The sequence below is a fragment of the Paenibacillus pabuli genome (assembly GCF_039831995.1).
GTDB lineage: Bacteria > Bacillota > Bacilli > Paenibacillales > Paenibacillaceae > Paenibacillus > Paenibacillus pabuli_C.
This window is the reverse complement of record NZ_JBDOIO010000005.1, coordinates 910,264-927,840: the sequence shown is the minus strand read 5'-3', so window position 1 is coordinate 927,840 and position 17,577 is coordinate 910,264. Positions and strand designations below refer to the sequence as shown.

The 17,577-nt window shown below is 46.5% G+C and carries 17 protein-coding genes and 1 riboswitch; of the genes, 8 read left to right on the top strand and 9 right to left on the bottom strand.

Going from position 1 to position 17,577, the window contains the following annotated elements; genetic code table 11:
- Positions 1-57: 57 nt before the first annotated feature.
- The 3 genes from ABGV42_RS30900 to speE form a co-directional block, all read right to left on the bottom strand.
- Positions 58-1,245, bottom strand: coding sequence for a WD40/YVTN/BNR-like repeat-containing protein (locus ABGV42_RS30900; RefSeq protein WP_347385106.1), 1,188 nt, complete (start codon positions 1,243-1,245; stop codon positions 58-60).
- Between the two features lie 916 nt (positions 1,246-2,161).
- Complete coding sequence (gene speB / locus ABGV42_RS30895; protein ID WP_347385105.1) at positions 2,162-3,031, bottom strand: agmatinase; 870 nt, start codon at positions 3,029-3,031, stop codon at positions 2,162-2,164.
- Between the two features lie 14 nt (positions 3,032-3,045).
- The gene (speE, locus tag ABGV42_RS30890; RefSeq protein ID WP_095293469.1) at positions 3,046-3,873 is read right to left on the bottom strand and encodes a polyamine aminopropyltransferase; all 828 of its coding nucleotides are present in this window, start codon (positions 3,871-3,873) and stop codon (positions 3,046-3,048) included.
- Positions 3,874-4,285: 412 nt separating this feature from the next.
- Between speE and ABGV42_RS30885 the strand changes: the two genes are divergently transcribed.
- Positions 4,286-6,364 (top strand): transglycosylase domain-containing protein, encoded by a 2,079-nt coding sequence (locus tag ABGV42_RS30885; RefSeq protein WP_347385104.1) that lies wholly within the window; start codon positions 4,286-4,288, stop codon positions 6,362-6,364.
- 184 nt (positions 6,365-6,548) lie between these two features.
- Here ABGV42_RS30885 and ABGV42_RS30880 read toward each other — a convergent pair whose 3' ends face one another.
- Positions 6,549-7,052: a YwhD family protein gene (locus ABGV42_RS30880; RefSeq protein ID WP_347385103.1), complete on the bottom strand. Its 504-nt coding sequence runs from the start codon at positions 7,050-7,052 to the stop codon at positions 6,549-6,551.
- A 101-nt stretch (positions 7,053-7,153) separates the two neighbouring features.
- Here ABGV42_RS30880 and ABGV42_RS30875 point away from each other — a divergent pair, with 101 nt between their 5' ends.
- From ABGV42_RS30875 to ABGV42_RS30850, 6 genes are all read left to right on the top strand, one after another.
- A complete protein-coding gene (locus ABGV42_RS30875) occupies positions 7,154-9,145 on the top strand; it encodes a M1 family metallopeptidase (RefSeq protein WP_347385102.1) in 1,992 nt (663 codons plus the stop codon).
- Between the two features lie 10 nt (positions 9,146-9,155).
- A complete protein-coding gene (locus ABGV42_RS30870) occupies positions 9,156-9,998 on the top strand; it encodes a hypothetical protein (RefSeq protein ID WP_347385101.1) in 843 nt (280 codons plus the stop codon).
- Positions 9,999-10,258: 260 nt separating this feature from the next.
- A riboswitch (cyclic di-AMP (ydaO/yuaA leader) is annotated at positions 10,259-10,396 on the top strand.
- Positions 10,397-10,399: 3 nt separating this feature from the next.
- Positions 10,400-10,870, top strand: a complete 471-nt coding sequence (locus ABGV42_RS30865; RefSeq protein ID WP_095293464.1) for a C40 family peptidase — start codon at positions 10,400-10,402, stop codon at positions 10,868-10,870.
- Between the two features lie 311 nt (positions 10,871-11,181).
- Positions 11,182-11,673 (top strand): GNAT family N-acetyltransferase, encoded by a 492-nt coding sequence (locus ABGV42_RS30860; protein ID WP_347385100.1) that lies wholly within the window; start codon positions 11,182-11,184, stop codon positions 11,671-11,673.
- A gap of 153 nt (positions 11,674-11,826) precedes the next feature.
- Positions 11,827-12,183 (top strand): c-type cytochrome, encoded by a 357-nt coding sequence (locus ABGV42_RS30855; protein ID WP_347385099.1) that lies wholly within the window; start codon positions 11,827-11,829, stop codon positions 12,181-12,183.
- Positions 12,184-12,852: 669 nt separating this feature from the next.
- Entirely contained in the window at positions 12,853-13,104 is a 252-nt protein-coding gene (locus ABGV42_RS30850) for a hypothetical protein (RefSeq protein ID WP_347385098.1), read from the top strand.
- A gap of 640 nt (positions 13,105-13,744) precedes the next feature.
- Here ABGV42_RS30850 and ABGV42_RS30845 read toward each other — a convergent pair.
- Positions 13,745-14,077 (bottom strand): DUF3139 domain-containing protein, encoded by a 333-nt coding sequence (locus tag ABGV42_RS30845; RefSeq protein WP_347385097.1) that lies wholly within the window; start codon positions 14,075-14,077, stop codon positions 13,745-13,747.
- 70 nt (positions 14,078-14,147) lie between these two features.
- Between ABGV42_RS30845 and ABGV42_RS30840 the strand changes: the two genes are divergently transcribed.
- Complete coding sequence (locus ABGV42_RS30840; RefSeq protein WP_347385096.1) at positions 14,148-14,771, top strand: hypothetical protein; 624 nt, start codon at positions 14,148-14,150, stop codon at positions 14,769-14,771.
- A 392-nt stretch (positions 14,772-15,163) separates the two neighbouring features.
- Here the strand turns inward: ABGV42_RS30840 and ABGV42_RS30835 are convergent, their stop codons facing one another.
- From ABGV42_RS30835 to ABGV42_RS30820, 4 genes are all read right to left on the bottom strand, one after another.
- Entirely contained in the window at positions 15,164-15,508 is a 345-nt protein-coding gene (locus ABGV42_RS30835; RefSeq protein WP_347385095.1) for a ParA family protein, read from the bottom strand.
- 38 nt (positions 15,509-15,546) lie between these two features.
- Positions 15,547-16,530 carry a ribokinase gene (rbsK, locus tag ABGV42_RS30830; protein ID WP_347385094.1) on the bottom strand — a complete coding sequence of 328 codons (984 nt, stop codon included), beginning with the start codon at positions 16,528-16,530 and terminating at the stop codon, positions 15,547-15,549.
- Positions 16,531-16,574: 44 nt separating this feature from the next.
- Positions 16,575-16,871: a 4a-hydroxytetrahydrobiopterin dehydratase gene (locus ABGV42_RS30825; RefSeq protein WP_347385093.1), complete on the bottom strand. Its 297-nt coding sequence runs from the start codon at positions 16,869-16,871 to the stop codon at positions 16,575-16,577.
- A gap of 262 nt (positions 16,872-17,133) precedes the next feature.
- Entirely contained in the window at positions 17,134-17,427 is a 294-nt protein-coding gene (locus tag ABGV42_RS30820) for a hypothetical protein (protein ID WP_095293459.1), read from the bottom strand.
- Positions 17,428-17,577 lie beyond the last annotated feature (150 nt).

Below are 17,577 nucleotides of genomic sequence, written 5' to 3'. Positions count from 1 at the left end.
TTATTTTCCGTTTTCAGAGTGAATTTGCTTGGTGGTTATTTCATAATAAGGGACCATTTAATCCCGCTCTGAAGGTAATAACATTTTTTGTGCCCACGAATTCCCGCCATCTGTCGTTTGATAGATCGCAGGCGAGTTATCACTCGTTACAACGAGCCAACCTGTTTTGGCTGAGGGGAATGAGATGCGTGAGCTATAACCGGGATCTTTCAGATCGATATTTTTCCACGTAGAACCTGCATCATAGGAACGCCCAACACCTACTTTCCCAGCAGCGAGAGATCCGGCAGAAAGATAAGCAGTTTGGTTACCAATTAGCGACATGTTCCCAGCATGGCTCCCTGGATCTGCCGGGCCTTTTCCGTTCCCCTCGCTGCTACTTCCGGGTGCAGGGCCTCCTCCTGCTGTCGACTGAGCAAAGACCTGCCTCCAGTTTCCGCCTTCATTCCCGCTTGCATAAAGGGAATACGATTGTTGCGACATGCCTGAATCACCATACAGGACAGCCCATACCTGTTTACCGCTTGCATATAGATCCGCCCCATTCCACGAGGCCGAAGCTACCTTGAGAGAGGTTGTCCAGTTCTTACCTCCATCCGTAGTCCGAAGCAAATGATACCCCAAGCCCGGTACAACTTGGGCAGCATAGCCTTGTTTATCCGTGGTGAAAGCTACCGATCTCGTATTTGCGGGGGTGTTGATTTTAGTCCAGCTTAATCCGCCGTCCTGTGTCCGATACGCACCGTTATAGGTGTAGCCGTAACCTTCGTTTTTATTTTTGAATTCAATTCGCTTGAACTGCATGCCAGGAGTATCAAGCCTTTTCCAGTGTGATCCACCATCTGTTGTGCGAATAAGATAGGTCTTGGCGGAATCCTTCATTTGCGCTAAAGCAAACCCATATACGTTATTTGGAAAATCAATCTGTGTGAACTGCCATTGTCCAGTATAGATGGATTGCCATGTACAGCCCGCATTCGAGGTGCCAATCAGGAACCCCTCCCCCGCTGCACGGCCCGTTGTGTTGTTCAGGAAATCGATGTCTGTAAACTGCAGATGCTGATCTTCTACACCGCTGCCCTGCTTCAATGCAGCAGATAATCCATGATCTCCATTTCCACATGATGCAGCCGCTGCAGCATTTACACCTGACTGTGCTTGTGCTGGTCCCAATCCCCAAGCCAACGTTAACGCTAATGCCAGTGTTCCGATCCGTTTCCATGCGATTGTACTCTTTGTTGTCATCGTGACACCTCCTCCTATGTTTTACCCGAATCTGCATGTTCCAACGTAACAATCTGGTTATCACCAGTGACATAATTGCAATAAAAAAGCCACTCTCACCTACGATTGGTATCGTGTAGATAAGGGTGGTCGTTTGTAAGTGTTTGGATGACCTGAGTTAGACGGGATATGTCTTCATCGCAATAATAACAAAACTGATACTAAGAAAAAGGCATACACCAAAATAAAGCTTGTTATATCTAAACTCCCGAATGCTAAATGCAGCAAAAAGCATTGCCAAGTTACACAACATCCAGGTCAAATTAAAAAATACAGTTATCTTTATTAATTAAATTCACCCACTCATTACACTGTTCTTAAAGAACGAAGCATTGCTGATATACAAAGGTAGAGTCATGCGAACATACGTGCTATAATTGATATGATGGACTTTGAATTACGGTGGATGTTTTCATGACCACGGCGCAGCTTCCCGAAAGGGGGTGACGTCGATGGTCAAACTTGTGGCGTTGCTTGATATGATCCGGTGGATTGCTGCGATTCTCAGTTTAGTACTGAGCGTACGAAGGCTATACCGTTGGTTGCGTAAAAAGTTTCGTTACAAGCGAAAACCCACCTCATAGGTTGGAGCCTGACGGTGGGTTTCGCTTGAACTACGCTATTTAAGTTTAATGCGCGCCGTGGCAATCCACAGCCCTTCTTGTCCTAAGAGTCTTTGTCGCTACCAACGACAAGGACTCTTTTTATAGTATATGGCCGGACCAGACCACCATATGCTTCACTGATGTAATATATCAATGAGTTGATATATTACCTACATATTGTGGCTAGTATAACATAGTCCTGGGCCGAGGTTCAATGAAGTGAACTCCACTGAATCAGGTATTCCACTCGGTAAATTACCTGTTTTTAGCTATTACTTCACAAAACCAAGCAGCATCTCACGGATCATCTTCGCAGCCACAATCTGTGTCTGTTGTGTTGGATCATAGATCGGCGCAACCTCAACCAGGTCACAGCCGACTACATTCACATCGGATCCGGCAATCATGTGGATGGCTTCAAGCAGTTCTTTGGACGTAATGCCGCCTGCTTCCGCCGTACCTGTTCCTGGAGCAGCCGACGGATCAAGCACATCGATGTCGATGGTCACATACACTGGACGGTTGCCCATTTTCGGAAGAGCTTCCTTCATTGGAGCTGCAACTTCAAACGGGTAGAAGTTAATGTTCTCGCGACCATACTGGAACTCTTCACGCGAGCCGGAACGGATTCCGAACTGATAAATATTTTTGCCGCCCATCAGCTCAGCTGCTTTACGCACTGGCGTCGAGTGGGACAATGGCTCGCCTTCATAACTTTCACGAAGGTCTGCATGTGCATCAATATGAATCAGAATGAGGTCCGGGTATTTTTTGTACATCTGTTGGATCACTGGCCAAGTAACCAGATGCTCCCCGCCAAGACCGATCGGGAATTTGTCATCAGCCAGCAGGCTGCCGATATACTCGTTGATTACTTCAAGGCTGCGTCCTGCGTTACCGAAAGGCAAGAGCAAATCTCCAGCATCAAAATAAGTCATATCGACAATGCTTTTGTCGAGGTATGGGCTGTACTCTTCAAGTCCAACCGATGCCTGGCGGATATGAGAAGGACCGAACCGGGAACCCGGACGGAAGCTGACAGTATAGTCCATTGGCATCCCATAGATGACCGCTTTGGAATTCTCATAATCCTCGGAACTGCAAATAAATACGTTACCAGAATAAGCTTGATCCAATTTCATTAATGATTTCCCCTTTATTTCGTTAGGTCTTCCACGAATTTAGGAAGTACAAAGGCTGCCTTATGCAAACGTGGTGAGTAGTATTTGGTATCCATCTCTGGAATTTGAGTCTCATCCACTTGAAGTGGGTCATGTTTCTTGCTGCCCATTGTGAATGTCCACAGACCGCTTGGGTACGTTGGAATGTTACAGCCGTATACATGTACAATGGGGAAGATTTCCTTCACATCCTTGTTTACCTTTTGAATCAGGTCCGCTTTGAACCAAGGGTTGTCGGTTTGTGCAACAAAGATGCCATCTTCTTTCAGTGCTTCATGGATCCCTTGATAAAAACCACGCTCAAACAGTGGTGCAGCCGGCCCTACAGGCTCCGTGGAATCCACGATGATTACATCGTACTCATTTTTATGTTCAATAATATGCATGTAGCCGTCATTAACGAGCACTTCAACATTGGGCTCGTCCAGTTTGCCGGCAATTTCAGGCAAATATTTTTTGGAATACTCAATAACTTTACCGTCGATTTCGACGAGGACTGCTTTTTCTACTGCAGCGTGTTTGATGACTTCACGAATGACACCGCCGTCACCGCCACCAACAACCAAAACTTTTTTCGGATTCGGGTGAGTGTTCAGCGCAGGGTGAGCCGCCATCTCGTGATATACGAATTCGTCTTTCACGGTGGTCATCACCATACCGTCGAGCAGCAACATGTTACCGAATTCCTCGGTTTCTACCATGGCCAAATCCTGAAAGTCAGTCTTCTCGCTTACATATGTCTGCTTAATCTTCGCGGTGATCCCAAATGCCGGGGTCTGTTTCTCCGTGAACCACAATTCCATGATCTCTACCTTCTTTCCGTAAAGTTAATGATCAGCCATATCAAGCATGGCGCTGCACGCCGCCCGGTTCACTCAAGCACGCCCCGCGTTCGGCGCCAAAGCATTAGGGTTGCTGGCTGCGGAAAGGTCCGCGTTCACTTCATTATATAGATTAAATTGACCACAGCGTGCTAAGCGTCTGACCGATCAACGAATCAATGACTATTGGTGCTGTTCGTCTTTCCGTGCCTTTGTGTATATTGTGCCGAACTGCTACTTTTCATTACCCTTTTGCATTATACGCGATAGATGTTTATCCTGCAAAACGGTTTTTTCTGCAGAAATGCTACATTTTAAACTGTTCAGCGGCAGACTGAATATCCCTGTCCATGAAATCCCATACTGGGAAGAAAAGAAGAAAGGAGCCCGTTTCATGACTCAAAATCGCCAGAAGACCCGCAAACGCGGGTTCCGTTTATTAAAATGGATCAAAAGCCTCTCTCTGCTCGCTGTTCTCGGCGTTATTGCAACGATTGCAGGATTGGTCTATCTATATGCGACCAGCCTACCTTTAGCTGATTCGGATCGCAACTCAAGGCTGCTTGATAGCCAAGGCGAAGTCATTGCCACCTTCTCTGCAGGCGGCAAGGATTCCGTACCCGTGCAGCTTCAAGACATCTCAAAAGACCTGGTCAATGCCACTCTGGCTGTCGAGGATCGCAAATTCTATGACCATTATGGTTTTGACATTCAAGGGGTGGGACGGGCTGTGCTCGTTAACCTGCAGCATATGGAAATGTCCCAAGGTGCCAGCACCCTCACACAACAGCTTGCGCGAAATCTGTATCTTTCCCACGAGAAGACCTGGACTCGCAAGGCCAAAGAGGCCATGTACACGGCACAGCTTGAAATGAAGTACAGCAAAGATGAAATTCTACAAATGTATCTCAATGAAATCTATTATGGTCATGGCGCCTACGGAATTGAAGCAGCTTCGCGCATGTATTTCGGCAAATCAGCCAAACAGCTCGATTTGGCGGAAAGCGCCATGCTCGCAGGCATTCCAAAAGGCCCCACCTACTATTCTCCATATAACCATATGAAGAACGCGAAGGATCGGCAGAAGATCGTACTGGCCGCCATGGTCGATATCGGCAAGATAACAAAAACCGAAGCGGACAAGGCTTATGAGGAAATGCTGTCTTTTAAACCGGAAAGTGAACGGAAAACAGTAGAAAGTGCGCCTTATTTCAGGGATTACATTCGCAGCCTTGCGGTCAAGGAGCTGGGTATTAGTGAAGCAATGCTGGACCATGGGGGACTAAATATATACACCACTCTGGATCTGCGTGTGCAAAAGGCAGCTGAAGACGCTGTAGCCAAAGGTATGGATCCGAGCAGTGAACTGGAGACAGCTCTCGTCTCCATAGACCCTCGTACAGGCTATATCAAAGCTATGGTAGGGGGCAAAAACTATCGGACCAATCAGATCAACCATGTCCTGGCGACGACACGCCAGCCAGGTTCTGCATTTAAGCCCATTATGTATCTGGCTGCGCTGGAATCCAAAGAGCTGACCAGTGCTTCCATCTTCAATAGCGAACCAACCCTGTTTCACTATGATAATGACCGCAAAACCTATAAGCCCGGCAACTTCGGCGACAAGTATCTGGGTGAAATTGATCTAAGGCAGGCCATTGCTGCCTCGGACAATATCTATGCGGTCAATACGATTATGCAGATTGGGCCTGATCAGGTCGTGGACATGGCCAAGAGCCTGGGGATTACAAGCAATCTTAGCGCTGTCCCCTCTCTCGCCTTGGGTACTTCGCCCGTGAGTCCATTGGAGATGGCATCGGCCTTCTCCGTTATCGCTGCAGGTGGACAGCGGACACCTCCTGTCGCCATCCTACAGGTGACGGATGCAGCAGGACGTGTAATCTATGAAGCACCACAAACCAAGGCCGAGAAAGTGGTAGAACCGGCCGCAGCATATGTACTGACACGTTTAATGGAAAGTGTGTTCGAAAATGGCGGTACAGGAAATCGGGTTGCTACAACGATTAAGCGGCCGGTAGCAGGCAAAACCGGCACGACCAATACGGATGCCTGGATGGTCGGCTTTACCCCAGAGCTCTCCACCGCAGTATGGGTCGGTTACGATCAGGGCAAAGCCATCTCCACTTCGGATGGTCGCCGTGCAGCACCGATGTTCGCCCAGTTTACAGAGCAGGCTCTTGCGAGTGTGCCGCCGAAGATATTCCCTGTTCCCGATCATGTGGTCAGTGTGTATATTGATCCGGAGTCCGGAAAACTGGCCGGTAATGGCTGTGAAGAGAAACGGCTTGAAGTCTTCATAGACGGCACAGAACCTACGGAAACCTGTAGCGGGACAACGGACAATACTGATTCCAAGAAGAATGATGGAAGTCGTGAAGTACAAAATCAAGAAGGAATCCAGGAAGAGAAGCATTCGTGGTGGAGAGACTTTAAGCGTTGGTGGGTGGAATGACGCAAATACGTAACGACTTAATTACGTCACTGTAATTGAATTACCTCAGGCTTTTTTTCAGATCGTCTGTGTACAACTATACCTCAACCCTCTGACCAATTGACAAGCCAAAAGCCCCGATCCGATCAATTCGGTTTCGGGGCTTTTCATGTTCTTTCTGAGTGAAACAGCATAATTGCTTTAATCAGGAGAGTGCTTCTTTCAGTTCATCCGGAGAAGCATTCCACCACTCTTCATTGTGTGTAACCAACAGCTTCTTGAGAGCTGCTCGATCCTCCGGTCCAAGCTCATCCAGCATGAAGCGGCGCTTCATTGCATAATCCATCCGGTTCACATGGTCAGCCAGCAGTTTCCATCCCCGTTTTGCCTCGGTATCGATCCACATCTCGCATGCCGTTGCACCGCCGTACAATTGTCCCTGTTCCGTACGATCCACAGCTACCCAAACCAGCCATACCTGGCGACCGTTAGGTACGTCTTCCCGATTCGTCGAAAACTTAATTCCACGTTCTACCTTGCTCTTCGCATGCATGGCGCCAATATCAATCTTTGCCTCGCCATTATCGATAATGACGGGCGACAGGTTGTTCAGATCAATGGAGCCTGCACCGAAACCTTTGTGTTTGCTTTTGGCACTTACGATATTCAAGGCAATCTGTTTTTTGCCGTTTTGCTCGTTTTGATCCATATTTATAGCCTCCAAGGGTTGATACAAATATTTTAACTAATAATCGCCCCATTGCAAACATATACATGCTGTAGATGCTTGTCAACGGGAGGTATTTAACGATGATTCCACTACGCGCCAAGAGCTGGCTCACTGCAATTCTAGCCCTGTGTGTGTTTACCGGAGCCATATGGATCACTCTGGATCACACTCGCTCTACGACATCCGACTTGCCAACGCTCGCCCCGGAATTGGGCAAGCCTCCGGCTAAGGTCCAAACTCCGGCACCTCCAGAAAGCGTGCAGACACCTACTGCTGAGGTGTTCAGCAACCGCGTGGTGGAATATCACATGGACGTGAAGCTGGTGGACGGCAATGTTCTAGAGGGAACTCAGACACTTACCTGGACCCATCCGGGTAAAAAAACAGTCAGCGAACTTTATTTCCACCTATACCCCAATGCATTTTCTTCTAGTGATACGACATTTATGAAGGAATCCGGAGGAAAGCTTCGCGGTGATGTGATGCCAACGGACGGGTACGGCTCCATGAATATTACGGAGATGAAAACAGAGGACGGACTCTCTCTCCTGCACCGGATGCAGTATGTACAGCCGGATGATGGAAACATGAAAGACAAAACGCTCATCAAAGTAAGATTGCCCAAGCCAGTCAAGGGCGGGGAAACCATTACACTGCACACCCGGTTTGAGGTCAAGCTGCCCAAAATCTTTGCCCGTATGGGAACCGCTGAAAACTTCGTTATGGCGGGACAATGGTTCCCTAAACTCAGTGTATATGAGCCTGCAGGCGTGCGAGGACGTACGGCTGAGGGCTGGAATCTGCATCAGTACCACGGGAATTCCGAGTTTTATGCTGATTTTGGCATCTATAGTGTGCGTATTCGGGTACCGGAAACATACAAAGTCGCCGCGACCGGGTTTCCAACGAAGCAGGCTGTTATAAAAAACGGCGAGAAGATCTATCAATTCTATGCTGACGATGTGCATGATTTCGCCTGGGCAGCCTCACCCGACTTTGTTTATGCGGAGGAACCCTTCTCGGCTCCCAATGTTCCAGGCGTACGAATCAAGCTCTATCTGGATCCGGCCCACCAGGATCTGAAGGAACGTTACTTCTATGCGGCCAAAGCAGCTCTTTCCAATTACAGCAAGTGGTTTGGTCCGTACCCGTATTCCACACTCTCCATTGTTGTTCCCCCGAAAATGGGCAATGGAGCAGGCGGCATGGAGTATCCTACTTTAGTTACAGCCTTCGGTGCCGACGACACTACGCCAGGTTACGATCTGGAACGCACGGTTGTGCACGAGATCGGACATCAGTACTTCTACGGCATGGTTGCCAGCAATGAATTTGAGGAGGCCTGGCTGGATGAAGGGTTCACCTCTTACGCAGAAGACAAACTGATGGAGCAGGAATACGGACTTATCCCCAACCTTCCGGTTCAATCCGGCTTAATTACTTCTCCCGCCTCACTTACACAGGAGTCCTGGAAGTTTGATTCCCAGAATCATTATGCAGCCAATGTCTATACCAGGGGCAAGCTTGTGCTGCTGGGCATCGAACAACAAGTGGGCGCAAAAACGATGGAACGCATTCTTTCAACCTATGTAAAAAAATATCGGTTCAAACATCCCACTTCGACTGATTTTCAAAAGGTCGTGGAACAGGTGACCCGTACGTCCTGGTCTGATTATTTTAATCAATATGTATATGGGGACGGCATGGCCGACTTCGCCGTGGAGAATATCCAGGTCAAGCCTGTAGAAAAAGACGGTCAGACATTGTACGAGTCATCGGTAACATTATTGAAGAAAGGCAGCGACTACGAGAAGGTGCCCGTTCGCATTGTTTTTGAAGATGGACACATTGTCGCCAAGGAATGGGATGGCAGTAACGGTCGAATTACGTACAAGTTAACTTACAGCTCGCCTGTATCCTGGGCAATGACCGATCCGTTATATACCGTTGTACTGGAGAACCGTCATATGAACAACTTTTTGAAGGCGGGTCTGTATGAGCCGTCCAAGTTCCGCTGGAGCATGAGTGTAACCAAACTTATAGAAGCTATATTCGGAGGTCTGTCATGGTGAGGTGGAGACAGTGAAAGCAAAAATACGTGAGGGCTGGTTTCTCGTTCGTCAGCATATGTTCATTGCGGCACTTTTGTTTCTCTATCAGCTGGTGTGGGGTTACTTCATCTATAGAATGGTGCAATCGGCTGTCGTTCCCTTGCTGCTGCGCTATCCGGAACCTGACGCCGGGGAGCTTAGTACAATTTTATTCAAAATGGAAAGCCAGCTGAGTCTGTCTACACATCCCGAGGTTCATCGCTATCTATGGATACTGGGGGCCATGCTCCTGCTCCGCATGCTGATCACTCCTCTCATCCAGGCAGGGCTGATCTATTCATTACAACACTTCAATCATACGGAAGAGCGTATTCCTTTTATACGCGGGATCAAGGCACTGTGGAAACCGATGCTGCTGCTTCATTTCATTAAAACACTGTTATTGCTGCTGCCTGCGTACTGGCTTGTCCCCAAGTTGTATGGCATCTTTCTCGATGGATTCCATTCGCTGCAGCTGCTGCTGCCAGGCATTCCATATGTCGCTGGATGGATCGTATATGGATGGATTATACACCATGCCTTGCTCTATATGCAGTTTGGGGCGGGAGCCCCAGAGGGTCAGGGCGGGATCCGTGGTACATTTCACGCTCTATTTCTTGCCTTGCGTCATATCGTTTCTGTCATTGGGATCGCGTTGGTTTTGGGAGCAATCCATCTGCTCATCTTCGGGGCCTTCACCTCTGCGTCTTGGCTCTTGACGGGCCTAATGGGTCTGATCCTGCAACAAACCTATCCGCTCGCCAGATGTTTACTAGATATTTGGAAGATATGCGCTCATTTTCGTCTGTGGCAGTCCAAGTCTTCCAAAGGTTAAAAAGTGTAATGATCCACCTAAAAATTGTTACCATCTTCGTGTAAACTCGTGTCCATGTTTACGCTTCACAAAAGCAAACCTCGACCTTTCCCCGTCAAAGGTCGAGGTTTTTTTTGCTAATTTTCTTGTTAAACGTTGCCAAAGCTTTACTCCTCTGTTACAATAATCGCAGTGAGTTTTTAGTAACAACTTTGTAATCTTTAACTTATGAATTGTAACTACTTAAAATTAAATCGTCATTTCTTGATTTCGCAGGTGCACAACTAGCATAGCCAAATTCCTGGCACCTGGGAAGCGGGGGAACCAGTTATGGGTGAATTGATCTTGCTACAGAGGGATCATAGGGGACCTTCAACCGAATCCTTAAGCTAACCTCGCAGGCGTTGGAAGGGGTATATCTCTTGTTCAAAAAGAAATTAACAGCAGCTGTACTTAGCTTAACATTCGCTCTATCGCTTGGAGCAGGCAGCGCATTCGCAGATTCAAAAATGGATAAAGTAATTGATTCAGCAATGGGAACTACATACAAAAGTGGTGGAACAACGCTTAACGGCTTTGACTGCTCTGGATTCACACGGTATGTATTCGAAAAGCTGGGCATCGATTTGGCTCGTCAATCCAGTTCCCAATTCGACATGGGCGACTCCGTATCTCGCATGGAAATGAGACCAGGCGATCTGGTATTCTTCAATACAACGGGTAAAGGGGTTTCACACGTAGGCATCTTCGTGGGGGAAGGGAAGTTTGCACACTCCTCGTCTTCCAAAGGGGTTACCATCAGTTCTTTGAGTGAGAACTACTGGGCCAACCGCTATGTTGGCGCTAAACGGATTATGAGCACGGACGCATATGAGTCACTGGCCCTCGACTAGGGACAAGCTGAGCAACATCATACTGTAACGAAGCATAAATCAACTGCCCGGTACATTCTCCGCAGGAATGTATCCGGCGGTTTTTTTGTGCTTGTTCGTCCATGCCCTTATGATGTTTTTACCCATCCTACTATAATATAAACGGAATTCCCCGATCTTTTGTTTCACTTTTTTTTCAGGGAGCTAAACCTTGCCAAATGCCCTCCTCTTTTGTAGAGTGAAATCAGGATTAAATATGAAATGACATATGTGATAGACCCTCAGCGTATGACTAAAGTAGCTTGTTCACAATGAAAGGAGCGTGCAGTGGTATGGATGAAGCTTCTGTAACGTTTCACGTTGTGCCGATGCAAGAAGAACATGCAGAATTGATCTGCAGCTGGACATATGAACCACCCTACAACATCTATAGCTGGCTGCCCTGGGAACAGATGAAGGCGCTGGAAGTTGAATTCGGCGATAAGCAGCTTCGCCAAGAGCAATATGCGGTTGTACTCGGAGAGCAGGATCAGCTCTGCGGATTTGCTCAATTCTTTCCGCTCGAAGGTGTGACACGGATCGGGCTTGGCATGCATCCCGAACAGTGTGGTCAAGGGCAGGGCACTGCCTTCGTCTCTGCGATCGTGAAGGAAGCCATTCGGCGGAACCCTACCCATGAGATCGATCTCGAAGTGCTCACTTGGAATGCACGAGCCATTCGAGTTTACCTCAAGGCCGGATTTGTTACCCAGGATACCTATGAACGACAGACACCGAGCGGCTTGAAGCCTTTTTATTGCATGGTATATGAGGGACCTCGTTAACCTTCAGACCCGCAATACAGAAAATTTCATACCCGTTTATGTGATTAGTTCAAAAAATTACCACAAAATGCTATGATGTCATAACAGGTTCCGTTATAATGATATGGACAGTTTCAATTTAGATGATCTTTCATTCTGGAGGGGACATAAGGGATGCACAAATGGATCATGAGCGGGGTATTTTTTGCAGCATGCGCTTTGGCTATTGTTTTAATGTTTACGCTTCCAGGGAAAGAAGAAGTGGCTGAAGAAGCCAAACCAACCATGCCGGAAGTGACAATGGATGCCGGACAGGCTGAAGCACTGGTCAAAGCCAATTGTATTTCCTGTCACGGAGATCAGCTCCAAGGTGGCGTAGGACCTGCTCTAGCAAACATCGGCAGCAAGGATGATCTGGAGAAAATCTACTCTACGATTGTCAAAGGTAAAGGTGGCATGCCATCCTTCAAGGACAAACTGAAGGACGAGGAAATTGCCAATATCGCGATGTGGCTGGCTGAGAAGAAATAAGGATCATGAGATACACAGCAAAGAGGCCCCTGCCTTCCCTCTCGGGAATGGTTCGGGCCTCTTCGTCATATCATGAAAAAAACAGCCACTAAAAAATGACTGTTTATATCTTGATAAAGTAGTTTTTAAATATTAACCTGTTTTATTATGTAAGCTTTATCCTAAGAGAAATTTGTTGGGGCTATTAGTTCGTCTTGCTCTGTTTTGGATGCTGGCCTACACGTTGTTCTCAAGCTCTATTCCAAATTGGGGAGATGAATTATTTGCAATATTGATGTTGTCCATTCCTTTCCTTGTAAACATGATCGTTAGGTATCTAAAATTTAAAATGATGAAGGTATAGACGAATAAATTCAAAAGGACAAATTATGAAAAAGTATTATATTGTGTGCCGCACAGAGTATCCAAAGGAGTGCCTTGAACTTGTATCATCAGAGTCTCAAGGGGAACTGGAGGATAAAGCCTTTGATCTACTCTGTGATGACTATTTTTGAGGACGTAAATTCATATGGATTCATGGAAATATTCTATAGAGATGATCAGGGGAGTCTATTTGAGGATTTGACAGGTAACAATAGGAGCGGTATTGATAATGCTTATATAGAGTCATGTATAAGAAGTAATGTGAGTAACTTTTTCAAAGAAAAACCAGAGGATGGGGATTTATATTTGAAAGATTTCTTTAATGAGAAACGTTCCCTGGTGGAATTTCCTCGGGAGTTGTATAAATTCATTTTATTCAACTATGATAATGAAAGTGATAAGCTTCGAATCCCCCATTACGACCTAGACGATATTTTCTGGGATCATCAATCGAATGAATATGGTGTAAAGGCACCGGAGGATGAGCGAGACCGCCGACTCAGAGAAATCATCGGTTTCGATTCGTGGATCGTAGAAGGTGTGTTCAGGTCGTGGTAGAGCCAAGTTTTGCTGCTGCAGACAAGATTTTCGTACTGTTGACGCCGTTGTCAGTTTAGGAGGAACGAATCTGGAAGCGTTATGAAGAGCGTATTGCGGGTGTCATCCCAAACAAGAAGCGCGAGACGCTCAAAGGCACCCATAACTTGTTGGCATGGAATAAAGATTACAATTTGACAAAGCTTCCTAACTTGATCGGACATTGGGACTATAGAGACAAAACGATCCTCGTTCGCGATAATTTAGATCTTCTTGAACTTCAATAGATGTGACTTGCTTTTCTTGTTAAGCTAACGGGAAACGTTAGCTTAATGAGACAGTGCGGTCTAAGACTTTATTTTTCAGTCTTGGTCTGGCGCTGTCTCATTTTAATGTTCAGTCTATAACTTATTTTTTCAAAAGCTGACGATTACTCAAAACAAAAATCGCGTAAGATCAATGATTCCGGTCTACAACTTTATTTCCACTTCACATTTTCGCCATAAAAATATCCCCTCCAAGTGTCACTTGAACCCCCATGATAACATGGAGGTTTTTTTAAGTGTCTACTTAAAGGGGATATTACCACTCGTCGGTCTTTTTTGTTCAACTCTCTAGTTTGATAACACATCTTGTACTAATTACGAAATAGGTGTGCTATTTATTGTTCCAAATGCTTAAAATCTTGGTCTTTATCGTTATAATTTCTCGATCCATTTACGAGGGGTGTACTAAACTGTTTAATTTCACCTGAATCTTTCAAATAAAAATATTCAACATTTTCTTCATCCTTAAATACAACTCTAGCAGAGAAAAAAGGCATTCTTCCGAAAAACGTATTAATTGAAGCTATATCAGAAGTTTTATAACCGTTTTGAAGTAAATAGTTATTTACTTCAGTCTTTAATTGTTTCTTTTCTAGATTAACAAATAGAATAAGAAGCAAAGATACTAAAATAACTAAGCCGAAAGTTATTAAAAAGATTTTTTTCATTTATTTTCCTTCTTTCTTATGATATTCTTATATTGAAATAAAATTCCAAATTAAAGGACTGAGAGATTATATGAAAAGAACGGTTAGTTTATCCCTTTCACTATTGTTATCAATCACTTTAATTGTATTTGCTTTCCCGATGAATGCAAGTGCAGCAACCGCAAATTATCCTGGGAGTAATTTTTCAGTAACACCTGGTGACGTGTTATATAGTCACAAAGGATGGGATAGCGGTTTTGTTGGACATGTCGCTATAGTAGGTGATGATAGAAAGATATACCACTCAACCCCAGCAAATGACGTTCCTTCTGGTGCAACAGGTGAGTCGTTATCCTCATATTTGTCCCGTTTCCCGGCTTCTTCTAAAATTGAAATATATAGATACGGACCTCATGGGAAGTTTGGTCCATTTCAAGAACCTGTAAAAGCCGGGAAGTGGGCAAGACTCAATTATTCAAAAGTTCAGAAGTATACGATAGCGGGCGGATATAAGATGAGTGATATAACAAAAAACTATTGCTCAAAGTTCTTATGGCAGGCTTGGAAATATGGAGCGAATGTTAGTATTGATAGACCCTATATGGGCAATTACATGAAACCAGATGCAACAACACTCTTTGCTCCAGCTGAAATCAATCTTTCACAGAATTCAAACGCAAGTATTTTCACCAAAATAGCAACTGTTACCAAGTAAAAAAGCTATGCGCGTGCCGATACTTGATCGGTGCGCGCATTTTGTGTCTACCTTAAATCGCTGATGGTTATCGAGGTTATAACAAGAAACTATACATACGTAAACATATACGTAAACAATAAGTGGTGGTCATTTCAATCCTACACTGTTACTTGAAGTATTCTCTCAGAGCTTCATTTATAATTCTAGTTTTTTCACCTCTGCCATTTTCGACGCTTTGATTGTCTAGTTTCTTTTTCAGTTCATTTTCTATCCAAACAGTATCCCTTGTATGCAACTCTTCAAATTTCTTTTTCCTAGTCTTCGGTTTACTCTCATGAGACGTATCAATAAGTTATAGATGCACACTGCTACTGCCAGAACTTCTAATCTTATTTTTCAAGTTATCCATCTTAGACACGTTGAATCAGCTCCTTAGCAAAATCTCTGTACAGCCTCAAACCTTGGTTCAATTCAGGGTTGTCTTTGAAGCCGTTAATAGATAAACGTCCTATCGCAGCAGTACGGGTCATGATTGTTTCAAAGCATAAATCCCCATACTCTTCCTCAATCAACTCAATAAGAGCCTTGTTATCGGTTCTCCTTGAATCTATAAGTGATATCAGTATGCCAGCAATCTTCATATCCTTGTTGACCAACTCTTGAACATGAAGGGTTGTCTCTAAAAACCGGCCAATTGCTGAATAGCAAAATTTGCTTTCTTCGAACATAGCAACAACTGCATCAGACGCAGCCAAAGCATTAATCGTCTGATCTCCTAAAGCAGGTGGCGTATTCAGCTTCTGGCTGCGTGTTCTGCCAAAAAGGCTTCCACTTCACGTGCATACGGCATCCCCGACTGGGCGCCGAGCTTCGTTACGGATAACGCGGCCGCTCCCATGGCGTAGCCTACTGCCGCGTCCAGTGTTTCCCCGCGCGCGAGGGCCACAGCCAGCGCGCCGTTGAAGCAATCGCCAGCGCCGGTCGTATCGACGGCGCTTACGGCGTAGCCGGGCGCACGGCAAGCGCCGGCACGCCCTGCCTGTACGCGGCCGCCTGGCGCTGCCGCGTACACAGCCCCCTCGGGGCCGAGCGTCGTAACGACAGCGGCCCCGAGCGATGCGGCGAGCTCTGCGACCGCCGCATCCACGTCTTCCGGCCGGAGATCATCCCGGCCGGTAAGCACGGCGAGCTCGCTGCGGTTCGGCGTGACGACGTCGACGCACCGCAGGAGCTCCTGGGGCAGACCCGGCACCGCTGGAGCCGGGTTGAGCACCACCAGTGCGCTGCCTTCTGCCGCCAATTCGGCGGCGCGGGTGACCGCTGGCAGCGGGATCTCGAGCTGCAGCAGCACCGCTGCGGCTGCAGTCAGGCTTTTTACCGTATCCGCCTCTTCCAGCATCTCCGGCACCACTTGCCCATTCGCTCCAGGAATAACGATGATCCGGTTATCTCCCTTGGAGAGCCATATGGAAGCCGTACCTGTAACGGTGTCTTCCAATACACGAACCTGTGAGGCATCTGCCCCACTATCCGTCAGACTGTGCAGCAGACGCTCGCCAAAACCATCCGAACCCACCGCTCCAATCATCGTCGTCTGTCCATCCAGACGTGCAGCAGCAACAGCCTGATTAGCCCCCTTGCCGCCGGCCAGATAGTGAAGCTCCTCACCGCTTACGGTTTCTCCCTCTTCTGGGATCGTATCGGTTTTCACCACGAGGTCCATATTGAGGCTGCCTACGACAGCAATAAGAGGCTTATTCTGATTCATGTCTGACATGTATGCTTCCTCATCTCTGGCAGCACAACGATAACCAGTCCCGGCTATGTCGTCCTCATTTTCTCAAACGTTTCGTTAAACTGCTCTGCTTCCTTAATATCTACAGATGTAATCCCACCCGCATCCCACGACGTGAGACGCAGCGTAACCGTTGTATAATCAATCGTAATAAAAGGGTGATGATTAAATGCTTCCGAGATTGCGGCGACCTCATCCACGAATGCAATCCCTTTCATGTAGTTGGAAAATACGAACTTGCGGACAATCCACCGTCCCTCTTCCAGTTCCCAGCCTTCCAGCCTCCCCAGATGAGCTTCGACTTCTTCTTGCGTAAAAACCATACGTTATCTTCCTCCCCATAAAGATGGCACAAGGGTAAGTCTCTATCCCCGTTCCTCATGCCACCCGAAACCTTGGTGCTACCACAGTAACCCCAACCGTCATAGGTTAGCCGCTCTGCGGCTCGCCCGTTTCATGAATCTCATCTTACCACGTACAGAACTCAAAATCCAATACTGCAAATGGCGTTAGAACCAATAGCCGTAAGGCTTCCGGGTATTTCCCCTCCCGGTTTCCACGCTGAAATTCCCCATATATTTGGCACTAGATAAGCGGTACAAATGTCAATTCCTCTTCCCCAATCAAAATATGAATGCGATGCTGCTCCTTGTCATGGATAACCACACCACTCCCTACAGGAATGACCGACTCGGTGCCCAGCGCATAGAACAAATCCTCTGCCAGAGCTTCATCCACTTCGAGCTGCTCGTTTTCACCCAAACGGGACCAATCTTCTGCATCCATTTCAAAAAAAACATAACGATCCGGAATACGCCCAATCGCCTGTGTCAAATCTGTCAATATTCCTTCATAATCCCGTCCATGCTTTACGCCCATTGGCTTTTTCACTCCTGTTTGGCCCCTAAAGAGCTGATTTGTTCTTATTATACCTGAAAATAACCCTTAAAAAAAAAGGCCTACTGGTCGATAAATAGTATACATGACCGTTTTAACTGTTACAGCATTTCTAAAAAATGCCATAGGTTA

Bases quoted from the DNA above. Each gene is read 5' to 3' on its own strand.
- ABGV42_RS30900 (WP_347385106.1), bottom strand. From the start codon at position 1,245: ATGACAACAAAGAGTACAATCGCATGGAAACGGATCGGAACACTGGCA.
- speB (WP_347385105.1), bottom strand. From the start codon at position 3,031: ATGAAATTGGATCAAGCTTATTCTGGTAACGTATTTATTTGCAGTTCC.
- speE (WP_095293469.1), bottom strand. From the start codon at position 3,873: ATGGAATTGTGGTTCACGGAGAAACAGACCCCGGCATTTGGGATCACC.
- ABGV42_RS30885 (WP_347385104.1), top strand. From the start codon at position 4,286: ATGACTCAAAATCGCCAGAAGACCCGCAAACGCGGGTTCCGTTTATTA.
- ABGV42_RS30880 (WP_347385103.1), bottom strand. From the start codon at position 7,052: ATGGATCAAAACGAGCAAAACGGCAAAAAACAGATTGCCTTGAATATC.
- ABGV42_RS30875 (WP_347385102.1), top strand. From the start codon at position 7,154: ATGATTCCACTACGCGCCAAGAGCTGGCTCACTGCAATTCTAGCCCTG.
- ABGV42_RS30860 (WP_347385100.1), top strand. From the start codon at position 11,182: ATGGATGAAGCTTCTGTAACGTTTCACGTTGTGCCGATGCAAGAAGAA.
- ABGV42_RS30855 (WP_347385099.1), top strand. From the start codon at position 11,827: ATGCACAAATGGATCATGAGCGGGGTATTTTTTGCAGCATGCGCTTTG.
- ABGV42_RS30845 (WP_347385097.1), bottom strand. From the start codon at position 14,077: ATGAAAAAAATCTTTTTAATAACTTTCGGCTTAGTTATTTTAGTATCT.
- ABGV42_RS30840 (WP_347385096.1), top strand. From the start codon at position 14,148: ATGAAAAGAACGGTTAGTTTATCCCTTTCACTATTGTTATCAATCACT.
- rbsK (WP_347385094.1), bottom strand. From the start codon at position 16,530: ATGTCAGACATGAATCAGAATAAGCCTCTTATTGCTGTCGTAGGCAGC.
- ABGV42_RS30825 (WP_347385093.1), bottom strand. From the start codon at position 16,871: ATGGTTTTTACGCAAGAAGAAGTCGAAGCTCATCTGGGGAGGCTGGAA.
- ABGV42_RS30820 (WP_095293459.1), bottom strand. From the start codon at position 17,427: ATGGGCGTAAAGCATGGACGGGATTATGAAGGAATATTGACAGATTTG.